Annotated in this window: 15 protein-coding genes; 12 read left to right on the forward strand and 3 right to left on the reverse strand. The window is 70.1% G+C overall.

The features are described 5' to 3' along the window. Positions 1-2: 2 nt before the first annotated feature. Genes AB0C02_RS20760 through AB0C02_RS20770 form a run of 3 tightly spaced genes read right to left on the reverse strand, consistent with a single transcriptional unit; the run spans position 3 to position 3,213 of the window. On the reverse strand, positions 3-1,475 hold the full coding sequence (locus tag AB0C02_RS20760) for an NAD(P)/FAD-dependent oxidoreductase (protein ID WP_357550189.1): 1,473 nt from the start codon (positions 1,473-1,475) through the stop codon (positions 3-5). Next, on the reverse strand, positions 1,472-1,741 hold the full coding sequence (locus tag AB0C02_RS20765; RefSeq protein ID WP_357550191.1) for a (2Fe-2S)-binding protein: 270 nt from the start codon (positions 1,739-1,741) through the stop codon (positions 1,472-1,474). Before AB0C02_RS20765 ends, AB0C02_RS20760 begins: the two co-directional genes overlap by 4 nt. Beyond that, on the reverse strand, positions 1,738-3,213 hold the full coding sequence (locus AB0C02_RS20770) for an FAD-binding oxidoreductase (RefSeq protein ID WP_357550192.1): 1,476 nt from the start codon (positions 3,211-3,213) through the stop codon (positions 1,738-1,740). The genes AB0C02_RS20765 and AB0C02_RS20770 overlap by 4 nt, the downstream gene beginning before the upstream one ends. Here AB0C02_RS20770 and AB0C02_RS20775 point away from each other — a divergent pair. The 12 genes from AB0C02_RS20775 (at position 3,170) to AB0C02_RS20830 (ending at position 16,587) form a co-directional block, all read left to right on the forward strand. Further along, positions 3,170-4,066: a dihydrodipicolinate synthase family protein gene (locus AB0C02_RS20775; RefSeq protein WP_357550194.1), complete on the forward strand. Its 897-nt coding sequence runs from the start codon at positions 3,170-3,172 to the stop codon at positions 4,064-4,066. The genes AB0C02_RS20770 and AB0C02_RS20775 overlap by 44 nt on opposite strands. 18 nt (positions 4,067-4,084) lie before the next feature. Next, positions 4,085-5,095, forward strand: coding sequence for a proline racemase family protein (locus AB0C02_RS20780; protein ID WP_357550196.1), 1,011 nt, complete (start codon positions 4,085-4,087; stop codon positions 5,093-5,095). 33 nt (positions 5,096-5,128) lie between these two features. Then, positions 5,129-6,514 carry an aldehyde dehydrogenase family protein gene (locus AB0C02_RS20785; protein WP_357550197.1) on the forward strand — a complete coding sequence of 462 codons (1,386 nt, stop codon included), beginning with the start codon at positions 5,129-5,131 and terminating at the stop codon, positions 6,512-6,514. A gap of 97 nt (positions 6,515-6,611) precedes the next feature. Continuing rightward, positions 6,612-7,313 carry a GntR family transcriptional regulator gene (locus AB0C02_RS20790; protein ID WP_357550199.1) on the forward strand — a complete coding sequence of 234 codons (702 nt, stop codon included), beginning with the start codon at positions 6,612-6,614 and terminating at the stop codon, positions 7,311-7,313. Beyond that, a complete protein-coding gene (locus AB0C02_RS20795; protein ID WP_357550201.1) occupies positions 7,310-8,524 on the forward strand; it encodes an amidohydrolase family protein in 1,215 nt (404 codons plus the stop codon). The genes AB0C02_RS20790 and AB0C02_RS20795 overlap by 4 nt, the downstream gene beginning before the upstream one ends. 172 nt (positions 8,525-8,696) lie before the next feature. Next, entirely contained in the window at positions 8,697-10,067 is a 1,371-nt protein-coding gene (locus AB0C02_RS20800; RefSeq protein ID WP_357550203.1) for a cytochrome P450, read from the forward strand. Next, complete coding sequence (locus tag AB0C02_RS20805) at positions 10,064-10,984, forward strand: terpene synthase family protein (protein ID WP_357550205.1); 921 nt, start codon at positions 10,064-10,066, stop codon at positions 10,982-10,984. The genes AB0C02_RS20800 and AB0C02_RS20805 overlap by 4 nt, the downstream gene beginning before the upstream one ends. A gap of 14 nt (positions 10,985-10,998) precedes the next feature. After that, positions 10,999-12,636, forward strand: a complete 1,638-nt coding sequence (locus AB0C02_RS20810) for a prenyltransferase/squalene oxidase repeat-containing protein (protein WP_357550207.1) — start codon at positions 10,999-11,001, stop codon at positions 12,634-12,636. Between the two features lie 124 nt (positions 12,637-12,760). Continuing rightward, the gene (locus tag AB0C02_RS20815) at positions 12,761-15,172 is read left to right on the forward strand and encodes a nitrate- and nitrite sensing domain-containing protein (RefSeq protein ID WP_357550232.1); all 2,412 of its coding nucleotides are present in this window, start codon (positions 12,761-12,763) and stop codon (positions 15,170-15,172) included. A gap of 16 nt (positions 15,173-15,188) precedes the next feature. Next, a complete protein-coding gene (locus AB0C02_RS20820; protein ID WP_357550208.1) occupies positions 15,189-15,608 on the forward strand; it encodes a roadblock/LC7 domain-containing protein in 420 nt (139 codons plus the stop codon). Positions 15,609-15,617: 9 nt separating this feature from the next. Then, positions 15,618-15,995 (forward strand): DUF742 domain-containing protein, encoded by a 378-nt coding sequence (locus AB0C02_RS20825; RefSeq protein WP_357550209.1) that lies wholly within the window; start codon positions 15,618-15,620, stop codon positions 15,993-15,995. Then, positions 15,976-16,587, forward strand: coding sequence for an ATP/GTP-binding protein (locus AB0C02_RS20830; protein WP_357550212.1), 612 nt, complete (start codon positions 15,976-15,978; stop codon positions 16,585-16,587). The genes AB0C02_RS20825 and AB0C02_RS20830 overlap by 20 nt, the downstream gene beginning before the upstream one ends. Position 16,588 lies beyond the last annotated feature (1 nt).

A 16,588-nucleotide genomic window follows, 5' to 3' on the forward strand; every position in this document is an offset into this window, starting at 1 on the left:
GGCTATCCGCCGTCGCCGCCCGCGTTGCCTTCGGTCGACGGCATCGCCAGTTGGCCGAGGGGAATGGGTGTGGCGATCGGTCGTTGCGCGAAGGCGCGCAGATCCTCCACCGTCGGGGAACGGCGGAGGTGACGGGCCGTCAGACACACCGTGGCGAAGCCGCACACCCGGCCCTGGCACCAGCCCATGCCAGGGCGGGCGAGCAGCTTGACGGTGCGCGGGTCGCTGGCGCCGAGATCGCCGATGGTGTGCCGGATCGCCCCGGCGGTCACCTCCTCGCACCGGCACACCAGAGTGCCGTCGGGCAGGTTGTCCAGCGCAGCGGGGGGTACGGGGTAGACGCGGTGCATCACCCCGGCGAAGCGGCGCAGGGCGGCCCGCCGCCGTAGCAGCCGGGAGAGCCTCGCCGACGCGGGTGTGACGCCGAGCGAGGCGGCCGCCGACCGGCCCGCGATCTCACCTTCGACCGACGCGAGGTCGGCGCCGCCGATGCCGGTGGATTCGCCGGCGGCCCAGACCCCGTCGACGGTGGTCTGTTGGCTGTCGTCGACCGTCACCACCAGGCTGGAGTCGACGTCCACCCGGGTGGCGCAGCCGATCTGCAGGTGCAGGTCGAGCTGCGGGGTGAAGCCCCACCCGACGGCGAGCAGGTCGCATTCGACGTACCGCTGGGTGTGCGCCTCGGGGCGTCCGTCCCGGCCGAGCCGGGCGACCACCACCCCGGTCAACCGGTCGGTCCCCTCGGCCCGCGTGACGACGTGTCGATGCCGTACCGCGACCCGGTGCCGGGCGAGCTGGGCAGCGTACGCCGACGCCTCACCCACCTTGTTCAGGGCGCCGAGCAGCACGCGGGGTGACCGGGCGAAGCCGAAGGGGGCGTTGGCCTCGATCACGCCTCGGACCCGGGCGCCGTGGCGGGCGAGGCCCACGGCCACCGGCAGCAGGAAGGGGCCGGTGCCCGCAACCACGGCGGTCTTCCCGGCGACCACGAGATGACCCTTCAGTAGCGCCTGCGCCCCGCCTGCGGTCATGACCCCGGGCAGATCCCAGCCGGGGAACGGCAACTGCCGGTCGTACGCGCCGGTCGCCAGGATCAGGCGGCGGGCCTGGATGGTGACCGGCGGCCGTCCGGCCTGCTGCCGGGGCTCCGGGCCCACCAGGCAGTGGATCGCCCACCCGTCGTCGATGCGTTCGACGGACCAGACGTGGTGCTCGGCCAAGCGCTGAACCTTTTGTTGGCCGGCGAGGTCGTCCAGCCGCTTGTTCGTGTCGACGAAGCGGCGCCAGGAGTGGTGCAGCGTGTCCGGTGTGAAGCGGCCGGCACCGGGGGCCGGGGAGCGCCAGTACTGCCCGCCGGGGCGGATCCCGGCATCGATGAGGGCCACCATCGCGCCGGAATCGGCCGCGGCCAGCGCCGCCGCGAGGCCGGCCGGCCCGGCTCCGACAACGGCGACGTCGACCTTGGGAGTGTTCACTGCCCGGTGCCAAGCTGAGTGCGTACGTCGTCGCCGGGTCGGGCGGGCGCCAGACAGGCCCGCACCGAGGGCTGGCCGTTGACGCTGACCAGGCAGTCGAAGCAGATGCCGATGCCGCAGAAGAGGCCACGCGGGCGCTGCCCGTGCCGGGTGGTCCGCCAGGACCTGACATCCGCCGCGGTGAGGGCGGCACCGATCGTCCAGCCGTCACGGCATGCGATCGGTTCGCCGTCGAACGTGATGTCGAACGGGGCGGGGCCTGTCATGCGGAAGCCTCCGTGAAGCGGTCGGGCCGGAACGGGTGCAGGTCGATGTCGGGTGGGCCGCCGGTCAGCGCCTGCGCGATGAGCAGGCCGGTGCCCATGGACAGGCCGATGCCGGCGCCCTCGTGGCCGCACGCGTGGTAGAGGCCGGGGGCGCGCGGGTCCGGCCCGATCACCGGCAGGTGGTCGGGGCAGTACGGGCGGAACCCGTGGTAGGCGCGGATCGCCGAGACCCCGGCGAGGCTGGGGAACAGCCGCACCGCTCCGTGGGCGAGCGCGCCGAGTGCGGCTGGCGAGAACGTGTGGTCGAAACCGACGCGCTCGCGGCTGGCGCCGATGAGCACGGTGCCGGCCCGGGTGCCCTCGACGACGGCCGAGGTCTGCAGGGCGGCGGAGTCGCTGGCCACGTCGCCGATGTAGTCGGTGAGGTACACCTTGTGCCGGATGATCGGCGGGAGCGGTTCGGTGACCAGGATGAATCCGCGGCGAGGTGCCACCGGCACGCGTACGGCGGCGAGGGCGGCGAGTTCGCCGGCCCAGGTTCCGGCGGCGTTGAGCACGGCGCCGCTGGAGATGTCGCCTTGTGGCGTGCGGACACCCACGACTCGATCTCCGTCGCGGAGGTAGCCGGTCACCGGCTGGTGCGGTAGCACGGTTGCGCCACCTCGCCGGGCGAGCCGGAGCAGGTGCGCCGTGGCGAGCATCGGTTGCACCTGCATGTCCTGCGGGTACAGGTAGCCGCCGGCGAGATCGTCTGCCAGGTGCGGTTCGTGCTCGTGCAGTTCGTGCGCCGGTACGGCCAGCGCCTCGACTCCGAGCGCCTGTTGCTTTCCGGTCAGCCGCTGCATAACTTCCAGAGGTGCCTGGCCGGTTGCCACGACAAGGCCGCCTTTGGTCTCGAGCTCGACCGCGCGGCCGAACGTCGTGCCGTCGAGCGGCAGGTCGGCCAGGGCGCGCCACTGCTGGTTCGACAGCAGCGCGAGGTCGAGTTCGGGGCCGAGCTCCTTGTCGGAGACCAGGATGTTCCCTTCGCCGGCCCCGGTTGTTCCGCCAGCGATCGGTCCTCGATCGACGACGGCAACCGACAGGCCCGCTTGGGTGGCGTAGTAAGCGCAGGCGGCGCCGACGATCCCCGCTCCGATGACGACCAGGTCAGGGCTGATCGCGAGGCGCGTACGACTGTCGTGTCTGGTCACGACGCGGCCGCCGGCGCTCGGCTGACGCGGTGGCGCGCAGTCGCGCCGACGGGCGCGGGAGGGGTGTCGGGCATGGGCACCTCGGGCAGCGTTGCGGCTGGAGTCCTTCGCTTGCGCTGTTGTAGTGTGACATTGTACGGCCGTCGCCGCCAGGGTGATGCCCGCAGCAGCGGCGACCGGATACAGATCGTTCGGGTGCGGTCGGACGTATGCGACCAGAGAGAAGGAGTGCTGGATGCACGCGCGATTGAAGCCATGGCACGGGGTGCTGGTAGCCACGGCGCTGCCCTTCGATGATCGGCTGGAGGTCGATCTCGATCGTTTCGCCGAGCACGTCCGGTGGTTGGCCGCCGAGGGCTGCGACGGGGTGACCCCGAACGGGTCACTGGGCGAGTACCAGACGCTGACGGAGAAGGAACGCAGCGCCGTGGTGCGTACGGCGGTCGACGCCGCCCCGGACGGCTTCACCGTGATGCCCGGCATCGCCGCCTACGGTGCGCTGGAGGCGCGCAGGTGGGCCGAGGACGCCGCCGAGGCCGGCTGCGACGCGGTCATGCTGCTGCCCCCGAACGCCTACCGGGCCGACGAGCGGGCCGTTGTCGAGCACTACCGGGAGGTCGCCAAGGTCGGCATTCCCGTGGTGGCGTACAACAACCCGCTCGACACCAAGGTCAACCTCACGCCGGCCCTGCTCGCCCAGCTGAGCGGCGAGGGCCTGATCGTGGGCGTCAAGGAGTTCTCCGGCGACGTCCGCCGTACCTACGAGATCACCGAGCTGGCCCCGGAACTCGACGTGCTGATCGGCGCCGACGACGTCGCGCTGGAGGTGGGCCTCGGCGGAGCGCGGGGCTGGGTCGCGGGCTACGTCAACGCGCTGCCGCGCGCGAGCGTGCAACTGTTCAACGCCGCCACCAGCGGCGACCTGGCCACCGCCCTGCCGCTGTACCGGACGCTGCACGAGCTGCTGCGGTGGGATTCGAAGACGGAGTTCGTCCAGGCGATCAAGCTGTCGATGGACATCGTTGGCCGGTACGGCGGCCCCTGCCGCCCGCCCCGGGTCCCGCTCACCGCCGAGCAGCAGCGCGCCGTCCGAGAGGCCACCGAAAAGGCGATCGCGGCCGGATACCGATAGCGAGAGGGCGGTAGACACGTGCGCACCAACCGGGTGTTCCACGCGATCGACTCGCACACCGAGGGCATGCCGACGCGGGTGATCACCGGTGGCGTCGGGGTCATCCCCGGCAGTTCGATGGCCGAACGCCGCCAACACTTCCTCGAGCATCTCGACCACATCCGCACGCTGCTGATGTACGAGCCCCGTGGACACTCGGCCATGAGTGGGGCCATCCTGCAACCGCCCACTCGACCCGACGCCGACTGGGGTGTGCTGTACATCGAGGTGAGCGGGTGCCTGCCGATGTGCGGGCACGGCACCATCGGGGTGGCCACGGTGCTGGTGGAGACCGGGATGGTGCCGGTCACCGAGCCGGTGACCCGGATCCGGCTCGACACGCCCGCCGGCCTGGTCATCGCCGAGGTGGCGGTGCGCGACGGGCGCGCCGAGTCGGTCACCCTGCGGAACGTCGCGGCGTACGTGCACGAGCTGGACGCGACAGTCGAGGTGCCCGGGCTCGGCACGCTCACCCTCGATGTCGCGTTCGGCGGCAACCTCTACGCCATCATCGGGCTCGACCAGCTCGGCATCGCGTTCGCCCCGACGGACGCCCGGCTCCGGCAGCGGATGCTGGACGCCGGACTGGCCATCATGGACGCGGTGACCGAGCAGGTCAACCCGGTGCATCCGGAGAATCCGGACATCGCCGGTTGTCATCACGTCTATCTCGCGGCACCCGGTTCGGACGCCCGGCACTCCCGGCACGCGATGGCCATCCATCCGGGCTGGTTCGACCGGTCACCGTGCGGCACCGGCACGTCAGCCCGGATGGCCCAACTGCACGCCCGAGGCGAACTGCCGTTGAACACCGACTTCGTCAACGAGTCGATCATCGGGAGCCGGTTCGTCGGCCGACTGCTCGAGTCCACCACCGTCGCCGACCGGCCGGCGGTGGTCCCGACGGTCACCGGTCGCGCCTGGATCACCGGCACCGCGCAGTACTTCCTCGACCCCACCGACCCGTTCCCCGCCGGATTCCTGCTCTGACCAACCCTCGCGGTAGCGAAACGCCTGGAGCCCATGTTGTCTGTCGTACAGTCCACATCTCCGCAGAACCCCACCGATCTGGTCGTCACGGTCGCCGAGGCCACCGGGTCCGACGTCGACCAGGCCGCACGCCGGGCCCGCCAGGCACAGCGAGCCTGGGCCGCCGCGTCGCCCGCGGAACGGTCCGCCGCCCTGCATGCAGCAGGCGAGGCGGTGGCGGCCGCGACGGACGAGTTGGCCGCGCTGGTGGTGCGCGAGGTGGGTAAGCCTCGGTCCGAGGCGCTCGGCGAGGTCGCCCGATCCGTGGCCATCCTGCGCTACCACGCCCAGCAGGTGTTCGATCCGATCGGTGCGCTCCACGAACCGAGCGGTGGCGGCCCTGGGCTGACCTACACCCGTCGACGTGCCCGCGGGATCGCCGCCCTGATCACGCCCTGGAACTTCCCCCTGGCGATCCCCCTGTGGAAGGCCGCGCCGGCGCTGGCCTTCGGCAACGCGGCGCTGATCAAGCCGGCGCCGCAGGCGACGGCGTGCGCGCTGCGGCTGGCCGAACTGATCGGGCCGCACCTTCCCGACGGGCTTCTCGCCGTGCTGCCCGGCGACGCCGAGCCCGGTCAGGCGGTCGTCGCGGCCGGCGACGTCGTCTCGTTCACCGGATCCGCCGCGGTCGGCTCGGTCGTGGCATCGGCTGCGGCCCGACGTGGCGTCGCCGTCCAGTGCGAGATGGGGGGCCAGAACCCGGCCATCGTGCTGCCCGACGTGGACGTCGCCGCCGTGGCCCGGCAGATCGCCTACGCCGCTTTCGGTTACGCGGGGCAGAAGTGCACCGCCACGAAACGGGTGATCGTCGTGGGTGACCCGGCCGGCTTCACCGAGGCGCTGGTGGCCGCGACGGAGGAGCTACGCCTCGGCGACCCGGCCGATCCCGCGACCAGCATCGGCCCGGTCATCGACTCCGCCGCGCGCGACCGGGTGCTGGCGGCGGCGGCAAGCGCCAAGGCCAGCGGTGGCCGGGTCCTCACCGGCGGCCGCCCGGGACCCGGTGACGGCTGGTACGTCGCACCGACCCTCGTCGACAACCTACCGGCCGACCATCCTCTGCTGAACGAGGAGGTGTTCGGACCGATCTGCGCGGTGAGCGGGGTCGGCAGTGTCGCCGAGGCCGTCGAGGCAGCGAACGACGTCCGCTACGGCCTGACCGCCTCCGTGTTCACCGCCGACCTGGGCACCGCGCTGCGGTGCGCCGACGGACTGGCGGCGGGGCAGATAAAGATCAACGCTCCGACGACGGGCGTCGACTTCTACCTCCCGTTCGGTGGGGAGCGGGACTCCAGCTTCGGCCAGCGGGAGCAGGGCAAGGCCGCGCAGGAGTTCTACACCTCGCTGCACACGGTCACCGCGGCGGTCGCCCCGGCATGAGCATGAGACGACCCGGGTGTCGCGGAGCGGTGGGATTCAGCCCAACTATCCTACGAGCGAAGGGGGTGCTGTAGTGCCACAGTCGTTGCATCTGCCGATGCTTGAGGCGCGGCGTAGCGTGCGTAGCCAGGTCGCCCACGCCCTGCGCGCGGCTCTCGTCGCCGGCGAGATGCGTCCCGGGGAGATCTACTCCGCGCCCACCCTGGCCGCGCAGTTCGGCGTGTCACCCACGCCGGTCCGGGAGGCGATGCTGGACCTGGTCAAAGAAGGCCTGGTCGAGACGGTGCCCAACAAGGGTTTCCGGGCCACCGAGCTCACCGACGAGGAACTGGACAACATCACCGAGATCCGGCAGCTTCTCGAGGTGCCGATGACCGTCCGGGCGGCAGGCGTCGCGACTGCCGACGACCTGGCCCGCCTGCGGCCGATGGCGCAACGGATCGTCGAGGCGGCGCAGGAGAAAGACCTGATCGCGTACATCGAGCAGGACCGCGTCTTCCACCTGGAACTGCTCGCGCTGGCGGGCAACGCGAACCTGGTCTCGCTCGTCGGCGAGTTGCGGTCCCGGACGAGGCTGTACGGCCTGACCCGGCTCGCTGCCGACGGCGAGCTGGTCTCCTCGGCTGCGGAACACCTCCAGATGCTCGACCTCATCGCCGCCAACGACCGGCGTGGCCTCGAACGACTGATCAAGGCGCACATCGGCCACGTGCGCGGCAGCTGGGCCGGCCGTGAGGAACGCCCGAGCAGGCAGCGCGCGCGAGGCGCGGCGGCGGCACACGGCGAAGCACGCCAATGAGCGCGGCACCTGCGCTGACTGTCGTCAACGCTGTCTTCTTCGACGGCGTGTCGGCCGAGCTGGCCGAGGGCACGATCCACATCCACGACGGCGTCATCGTGGCGCTCGACGGCACCGCGCGCCCGGCCGGGCAGGTGATAGACGCGCGTGGTGGCACGGTCATCCCCGGCCTCATCGACGCCCACTTCCACGCCTACGGCATCGGGCTGGATCTGCTCGCGGTCGAGTCCAGCCCACTCAGCTACCTCTCGTTGGTCGGGGCTCGTCGCCTCGCCTCCGCCCTCAGCCGCGGGTTCACCACCGTGCGTGACGTGGCGGGCGGAGACCCCGGCCTGGCCAGGGCCGTCACCGAGGGGCTGATCGCGGCGCCGCGGTATCTGTACACCGGGCCGGCGCTGTCGCAGACCGGCGGGCACGGTGATCCCCGCCCTGGTGACCTGGACCTGTGCCCCGGTGGGGCGCATCTGGCCGAGATCGTGGATGGGGTCGACGCGCTGCGCCGCGCTGTCCGGGACCGCTTCCGACAGGGCGCCCACGCCATCAAGATCATGGCCTCCGGCGGGGTGGTGTCGCTGACCGACCCCATCCGCGTCCCGCAGTATTCGGCGGCAGAGGTCCGGGCGGTGACCGACGAGGCCACCAGACGCGGCAGCTACGTCGCTGCCCATGCCTACTCTCCGGAGGCGATCGCCCACGCCGTGACCAACGGGGTGCGCACTGTCGAACACGGCAATCTGCTGGACGCGTCCACCGCCGCCCTGATGGCCGAGCACGGTGCGTTCCTCGTGCCCACGCTGGTCGCCTACGACGCCATGGACCGGCGTGGCGAGGAGGTCGGGCTCGCACCGATCGGGCAGGCGAAGAACCGCGAGGTGTTGGCCGCCGGCCGGCGGGCGATCGAGTTGGCCCGGGCGGCGGGCGTGCCGATCGGCTTCGGCACGGACCTGATGGGCATGCTGGAAGACGAGCAGCTCACCGGCCTGCGGCTGCAGGTCGAGGTCGAGGGGGCACTCGAGACACTGCGCTCCGCGACGTCCGTCAACGCCGAGATCATCGGTCGGCCCGACCTGGGACGCATCGCCGTTGGTGCCCGAGCCGACCTGGTGATTCTGCCTGGCAATCCGCTCGAGGACCCATCGCTCCTGTGGGCTGATCCACGACACCGGAGCGTCGTCAAGGACGGCCAGCTGATAGCCACCCATTCAGCCTGACGGAGTGCGACCAAGACGGTCGCCGCGCGCTTGAAGGTCCGATGAGGGTGTTGGCCCAGCCTGGTGCTCCGGGGGCGCGCGTGCGACGATCATCCGCGTTCTTGCTACGGCCACCCGCTGGCCGCGCGGCCGCCCTACGGTCGGGGTGAACGACAGATCGTGGAGGATCTCAATGTCTGAGGCGACCGTCATCGCCGGCCGGGCTGGATCGGTCTCCCTGCGCCGCGCACTACCGCGTCTGGTCCGAGACCCGTTGGGGGCTCTCGTTCATTTCGGGAACCAGTCCGGTGGCGGGATTGTGCGGCTGAACCTCGGCACCTTCCGTCCGTACCTGGTCACCCACCCCGAGCATCTACAGCAGATTCTGCGTGACAGGACCAACTTCATCCGCGACGGCGAGAGCATGCTGTGGCGTTCGGTCCGCCGAGCGGTCGGTGACGCGATCCTCGTCACCGAGGGAGAATTATGGGAGTCCAGTCGAGACACCCTGCAACCGCTGTTCACCGCCAAGCGTGCCGAGTTGCTGGTCGACCGGATGGCGGTAGCAATCGCCGAGGCGGTCGAAGCTCTGGATGAGCCGGCACGAACGGGGCAGGCCGTCGACGCTGTCACCCTGATGTCGCAAATTGTGTGCCGGGCCACCACCCGGGTGCTCTTCGGCAAGAAGATCCCTGTGCCCGATGCGCTCCAGATTTTCGCGCACCTGGGCACGATCACGCGGACGATGGTGTCTCGTCTGCTCGCCCCGGGCGTGCCCTACTGGATTCCTCTGCCGGGTGACCGTGCGTTCCGTAAGGCCGTGGAGGGCATTGACGCGCTGGTCCTGCCGATCATTCGGAAGGAGCGCGCGAATCCGGGCGATGGCGACGACATCATCGCGACGCTGTGCCGCCCGAGGGCTGACGGATCGCAGGCCAGCGAGGAGCAGATCCGCAGCGACGTCGTCGCCATGTTCTCGACCGCCAACGAGACCACGATCGGCGTCCTGTCCTGGCTGTGGCCGGTCCTTGAAGCGCACCCCGAGGTGGCCGACCGGTTGTATGCCGAGATCGACGAGGTTGTCGGGCGTGGGCCGGTGCAGCGTGCGCATATCGCGGAGATGCGCTACAGCCGGATGGTCCTGGACGAGATGCTCCGCCTTTGGCCCGCGGGCTGGACCATCCCGCGTACCGCGGTCGGTGAGCAGGTCCTGGGCGGCGTCCGGATCGAGGCTGGAGCGACCATCCTGGTCAGCCCGTACGCGACGCAGCGGATGGAGGCGTTCTGGGACCGCCCTGGGGTCTTCGATCCGGAGCGGTTCTCCCCTGACCGCCCGAAGCGGCAGTACCGCTACAGCTATTTCCCCTTCGGGGGCGGCCCGCACCAGTGCATCGGCCAGCATCTCTTCCTCCTCGAGGCTCCCATTATCGTGGCCACGCTACTGAGCCGATACCGCTTCCGGCTCGGGCAGCCAGCCGACCTCACACCGAGGCTCGGCGCATCGCTGCGGCCCCGACCAAACACGCTCACCCTGCTGCCGCGCGAAAGCTCCTCGGTGTCGTGACTTCAACCCCGCACGTACCGCTCTCCGCTGGCAACCTGCTCACCGTGGCAGAGCAGGGACGGATCTGCGCGTTGGCCGTCAGCCTCGAACGTGACCTACACGAGGTCGTGTCCCACCACCAGGACCTGTTTGCCGGCCGGCCCTTCGACTCGGCACTGGTCAGCAGTATCGCGATGTCGATCGCCGCCACCGCGCCCGAATACCCGGCCGAGCAGCTGCGCGTGACCACGCGGATTCTGCTGTGGGTGTTCGCGGCCGACTGGCAGATCGACTACCTGGCCAAGGCGGCAGACGACGTACGGGCAGTGATCGCCGGCTGCCTTGCGGTCGCCGACGGCAGCACACCCCCCGACAAGCACCCCCTGGCCCGGCTGTTGGCCGAGATCCGCGACGAGTTGGCGTCGACGCCGGCGTTTGCCGCCATGCAGCCGATGTGGCGGGAAGAACTCGGGCGAATGTTCACGGCCGTCGAGCAGGAGTGGTACTGGAAAACCACGCACGAGGCCGCAGAAGGCCCACGACGTGGCGCCCCGACGCTCGATGAGTACCTCGGCAACGCCGACAACCTCGCCTGCGTGCTGGTCAACGTGACGCACTGGATCGTCATCGGCGATCAGGACTGCCTCGACCACTGGGAAGACCTGAGAGTCGCCAGCCGCGAGGTGCAGCGCGCGTTGCGTCTCGTCAACGACCTGGCCACGTATCGGCGCGACCTCCAATGGGGGGACCTGAACGCGCTCATGCTCGTCGACGACTCCACCGAGGTGACCGCCAGGCTCACCACCCTCATCGAGGGCAGCCACGAGCTGATCCGGCCGTTGGAGACAACCTGCCCCCGGCAGGCTGCCTACATGAGACGCCAGATCGCGTTCACGAGCGGCTTCTACGAGGTGTCGGACTTCTGGGGCAGCCTGTGAGCAGCGAGAGCACCATGACCGCCGACACGGTGAACGGCTCTCTCGACGCCGCCGTACGTGACCTGATCGCCAGCTTGGTGGCAGAGCCGTGGGGTCAGATTGCCCCATCGGTGTACGAGACCGGGCGGCTCGTGACGTTGTGTCCGTGGCTCGACGGGCATGCCGAGCGGATCGCATTCCTGCTGCGGACCCAGCGGGCGGACGGAGGGTGGGGCCCGCCGCAGGGGTATGCGCTGGTTCCCACCCTGAGCGCCACCGAGGCGCTGCTCGCGACCCTCCGCTCAACGGGATCAGGGGCGCAGCGGGGTCACGAGGAGGCGCTCCTGGCCACAGCGGCCGCCCGGGGCCTGCAGGCGCTCACCAACTGGCTACGCGCGGATCTGCTGGTGCCGGACACGCCGGGAGCGGACCTTATCGTGCCCTGCCTGGTGGCGGAGATCAATCAGCACCTCGACCAGGTGGCTGCGCCCTCCCTCGAACCCTGGCGGGGCGTGCGGTTAGGTCTGCCAGCGGGCATGGACGAGGCCCGCCTGGTCAAGGTTCGACACGCGTTGGCGGCTGGAGTTGAGCTGCCCGGCAAGTTGCTGCATTTCCTGGAGGTCTTTGGCCCTGCTGCCCGGCGCGCCGCAGGCATCCACCCGGCGGGGCCCGGCACGGTCGGCGCCTCTCCGGCGGCAACCGCTGCCTGGATCGGCAGCCCCGATTCGTTTTCCCCCACCGGCCCCGCCCTCGCTTACCTGGCGAACGTCGCTCACGATGGCCCGGTGCCGTGTCCGCTTCCGATCACCGTGTTCGAACAGGCGTGGGTGGTGAGCGGACTGGCACGGGCCGGCATGCGGTTCGAAGTGCCCCCAGGCATCGTGGCGAGCCTGGGCGCGGCGATGGGCCCGCGGGGCACCCCCACCGGGCCGGGGCTTCCCGCCGACGCGGACACCACGTCGGTGGCGCTGTATGCGCTCGGGCAGATCGGCCAGCCGGTAGACCTCCGAGGTTTGTGGACGTACGAGACCGCGGACGGGTTCTGCACGTGGCCGGGTGAGGATGGGTTCTCGGTCACCACCAACGCGCACGTCCTGGATGCCGTCGGTCAGTACGTGCACGGCAGCGTCGATCCCGCGCGACGGTACGTGGCCGCCATCGAGCGGCTGACGGTGACGCTACGAGAGCACCAGCTGCCCGACGGACAGTGGCGCGACCGATGGCACGCCTCGCCGTACTACGCCACCATGTGCTGCACCCTCGCGCTCAACGACTTCGGCCGCGGGCCCATCGCGGTCGAGGCGGTGGCGAGGGCCGTCGACTGGGTCCTGTCCACCCAACGGTCCGATGGGTCGTGGGGCCGTTGGGGCGGCACCGCCGAGGAGACCGCGTACGCGCTGCAGGTGCTCCTGGCCGCGCGCCCGGAGGCCGCTGGAGTTGGCGCGGCCGCGAGTCGCGGTTACGTGTACCTGAGCAGCCCGGCGGGCCGGAAACCTGGTCCTCCCCTGTGGTACGGCAAGGAGCTGTACCACCCGGCGGCGATCGTCGACGCCGAGGTGCTCGCCGCATTGCACCTCGCGCGGCAGCGGCCGGACTTGGCCGCAGTGGCGGTCACCACAACTGTGCCCAAACCGCGACAGGCTGCCGGCAAGCCGGTGATCAGGGGCGCTTGAGGGACTCTTGGGACACTGCTAGCGTGCCACGATGGCGCGCACCGAAGCCTCGGGTGTGGCCAAATATCGCACATTCACCACGGCTCTATGCCAGGTGCTTCGAACGGCCGACTGGGACGGTGTAATGCGTTCTCGCAGTACTAGCCTGCGGACCAAAGTGGTTGCGATGTTGGCGTCGCTCACTGCCCTGTGGGCATTCGCGGCGTGGGTGACCCTCCGGGACGGCCTGAATCTGCTCTGGGTCAATACGCTGAACAGCACGGTGTACGAGCCGAGCGCACCGCTGCTGACGGCACTGCAGAACGAACGTCGGCTCACGCTGACCTACCTGGGTGGATCAGCCGACAGCCAGACGCGATCGGCTCTGGGCACGCAGCGACAAGAGACTGAGCAGCTCGCCGCAAGCTTCAAGGAGTCCGCACAGAGCTGGCAAACGGATCTCGCTGGCAGCGCGACGCTGGCCAAACGACTCGACGCCACCTACGCCAGCTTGGACGCCCTCGCCGCCGCCAGGAAATCCATCGATGAGCGCACCATCGACCGCACGAGCGCGGCGGCGGCATTCGGCGACTCGATCGACTCGATCTTCGGCATCTACCACGCCACCGCGAGCCTCGATGACAAAGAGATCGCGGGATACGCCGCCGCGCTCATCCAGCTGAACCGCATGGGGGAGCTGATCTCGCAAGAGGATGCGCTCATGAGCGGCGTCCTCGCCAGCGGCCGGCTCACCGCCGCCGACCAGGCGCAGTTCAGCCAACTCGTCGGTGCCCAGCGATTCGCGGGTGCCGAAACCTCGGTCGAGCTGTCACCCGACGACCGCGCCCGATACGATCAGCTGCTCGCGGGTGAGGCCTTCAGCCGACTCCGGTCGGTCGAAGACAAAATTGTCCAGACCGGCCCCACGCGGTCGAGCCTTCTGGTCGAGGCGTCCCAATGGCGCACCGCGGTGGACGCGGCTCAGGCCGAGCTGCAAGATGTCGTGACGGCCGGCGGCAACGGGATCGTGTCCGGTGCCATTGGCGTGGCCGTCTGGGTCATCGGCCGACTGCTCCTCGCGGTAGGCCTTGGAACGGCCGCCGTGGCCGCCTCGATCGTTCTCTCGATCACGACCGCCCGCGCCTTGGTGGCCCAGCTGCAGCGACTTCGCGATGCCGCCCACCAGCTCGCGGACGAGCGACTGCCCAGCGTGGTCGAGCGCCTCGGCCACGGCGAAAATGTCGACGTCGCCGTCGAAGCACCACCGCTGGACTTCGGCGCCGACGAGATCGGGCAGGTTGGTCAGGCCTTCAACCGGGTCCAGGAGACCGCCATCCGCACCGCGGTCGAGCAGGCGGAGCTGCGGCGGAACGTGCGTGACGTCTTCCTCAGTCTCGCCCGGCGCACGCAGGGCCTCGTCCACCGCCAGGTGACCCTTCTCGACGCGATGGAGCGTCGGGAGCATGACGCCGACGAGCTGGAGGACCTGTTCCGCGTCGACCACCTCGCCACTCGCATGAGGCGCAACGCGGAGAACCTCATCGTCCTGTCCGGCGCGGCGCCCGGGCGTGCCTGGCGCCGCGACGTGCCCATGATCGACGTGGCGCGCGCGGCGATCCAGGAGGTGGAGGACTACACCCGGGTGACGGTGTTGCCGTTCGGCTCGGTAGGTCTGGCCGGCCGCGCCGCCGGTGACGTCATCCATCTGCTCGCCGAGCTCGTCGAGAACGCGCTGTCCTTCTCGCCCCCGAACACCGAGGTCGAGGTGCGGGGGCAGGAAGTGGCGCGCGGCTTCGCCATCGAGGTCGAGGACCGCGGCCTCGGCATGAGCGAGGAAGAACTCGCCGAGGCGAACGAGCGTATCGCCAGCCCCACCGAGTTCAACCTGGCCAACGCCAAGCAACTGGGCCTGTTCGTCGTCAGTCACCTCGCCCAGCGTCACGACATCAGCGTCAAGCTGAAGGCCTCGCCCTACGGCGGGACCACCGCGGTGGTGCTCATTCCGTCGGAGTTGGTGACCAAGAACGACCCCTCTGCCGAGATGCCTCCCGAGGCCGGCGGTCGGTCAGCCGGCCGGCCCGGTGCCGGCCACGTCGGTCGCCTGCCCGCCACCGGGGAACGACAGGGGGCGGTCGTGCTGACGGAGCCGCCCCCCGGCCACCAGCCCACGATGGAACTGCCGGCGGTCGGCCCGCGAGAGCCGCTGCGCAGGGCCGCGGATGACACCGCGACCGAGGTGCTGGAGCCGGCCGGCGCGGGCACCGAGGTGAGGCAGCACCCCCAGCCCGCCGCCGATCGCACCCCACAAGGGTTGCCCGTACGGGTCCGGCAGGCGAACCTCGCGCCACAACTGCGGGCCGACGCCGATCCGGAGTCCGAGGCGTCCGAGGCGTCCGCGGAGGCCGCCCCGGGCAGGTCGCCGGAACAGATTCGCAAGCTGATGAGCCGCTACCAGACCGGTACGCGCCGTGGACGCGACGACGCGCGTCTGCTCACGGACGAAGACGTAGAGCCCCCTGTCGCCGATGACTCCCCGGCGAGCGGGACCGATCGGTAGAAAGAGGAACGAGCACGTGCAGCAGCAGAACTCTTCGAGGTCCGATCTGGCCTGGCTGCTCGATGACCTGGTCAGGCGGGTCAAACAGACCCAGCACGCCGTCGTGCTTTCGGTGGACGGCCTGCTGATGGCGTCCTCCGCCGGGCTCGGCCGCGAGGACGCCGAGCAACTGGCCGCGATCGCGTCGGGAATCCAGAGCCTTGCCAAGGGCGCCGGACGCCACTTCGGCGGCGGGCCCGTGCGACAGACCGTGATCGAGATGCAGTCGTCGTTCCTGTTCGTCACGGCGGCCGGCCACGGTGCCTGCCTGGCCGTCCTCGCGGCCGAGGAGGCCGACGTCGGCCTGGTCGCCTACGAGATGGCCATGGTTGTCACGCGGGCCGGCAAGTATCTGGCTTCCCCAGCGCGGGGCGACGTCCAGCTCACCGGGAGGTAGAGGCCGTCCATGACGAGGCCTGACGCAGAGCCGCTGTGGGTCGATGACGAGGCCGGACCGGTGGTACGGCCCTACGCCATGACCCGCGGGCGGGCCAGACCGAGGAACGGCTTCAACGTGATCTCACTCGTGACCGCAACTCGGCCGGTGCTGCCCATCGACGTCGGGTTGGTGCCGGAGCACGCTCGGATCATCGAGCTGTGCCAGCAGCCGCTCGCGCTGGCAGAGGTCGCCGCCTATCTCCGACTGCCGCTGAACACGGTTCGCGTTCTGCTCGACGACCTGGTCGCGCGCCAGCTTGTGCAGATCGCCGAACCCCGTCCGCCCGCCACACTTCCCGACGACAGCGTATTCGAGGCGCTCATCCATGGACTACGAGAACTCTGACCGGGGGGATCGGACGATCCTGCCCACCGCCCTCAAGATCCTCATCGCGGGTGGCTTCGGCGTAGGCAAGACCACCCTCGTCGGATCGGTCAGCGAAACCCAGCCGCTGCGCACCGAAGAGGTCCTCTCCGAACAAGGCATCGGCGTCGATGACATCTCCGGTGTGGAGACGAAGGCCACCACCACGGTGGCCATGGACTTCGGGCGCATCAGCTTCGGCGACGACCTGGTGCTCTATCTCTTCGGCACCCCGGGGCAGGACCGCTTCTGGTTCATCTGGGACGAACTGGCGCTCGGCGCTCTCGGTGCCGTGGTGCTCGCCGACACCCGTCGCCTGGCCGACTGCTTCCCGTCCATCGACTACTTCGAGGGCCAAGGCCTGCCGTTCATCGTCGCCGTGAACTGCTTCGACGGCTCTCGACAGTACAGCCTCGACGAGGTGAAGATGGCGCTGAACCTCGACCCGGAGGTGCCCGTCATGCTGTGCGATGCCCGGAAACGCGAGTCCAGCAAGGAAGTCCTCATCAGTCTGCTTCACCACGTGATGAAGGGGCGTGGCCTGACTCGCGAGCCCGAATCCGTCGGTTCCTGAC

This window comes from Micromonospora sp. NPDC048999 (assembly GCF_040649295.1).
GTDB lineage: Bacteria > Actinomycetota > Actinomycetes > Mycobacteriales > Micromonosporaceae > Micromonospora.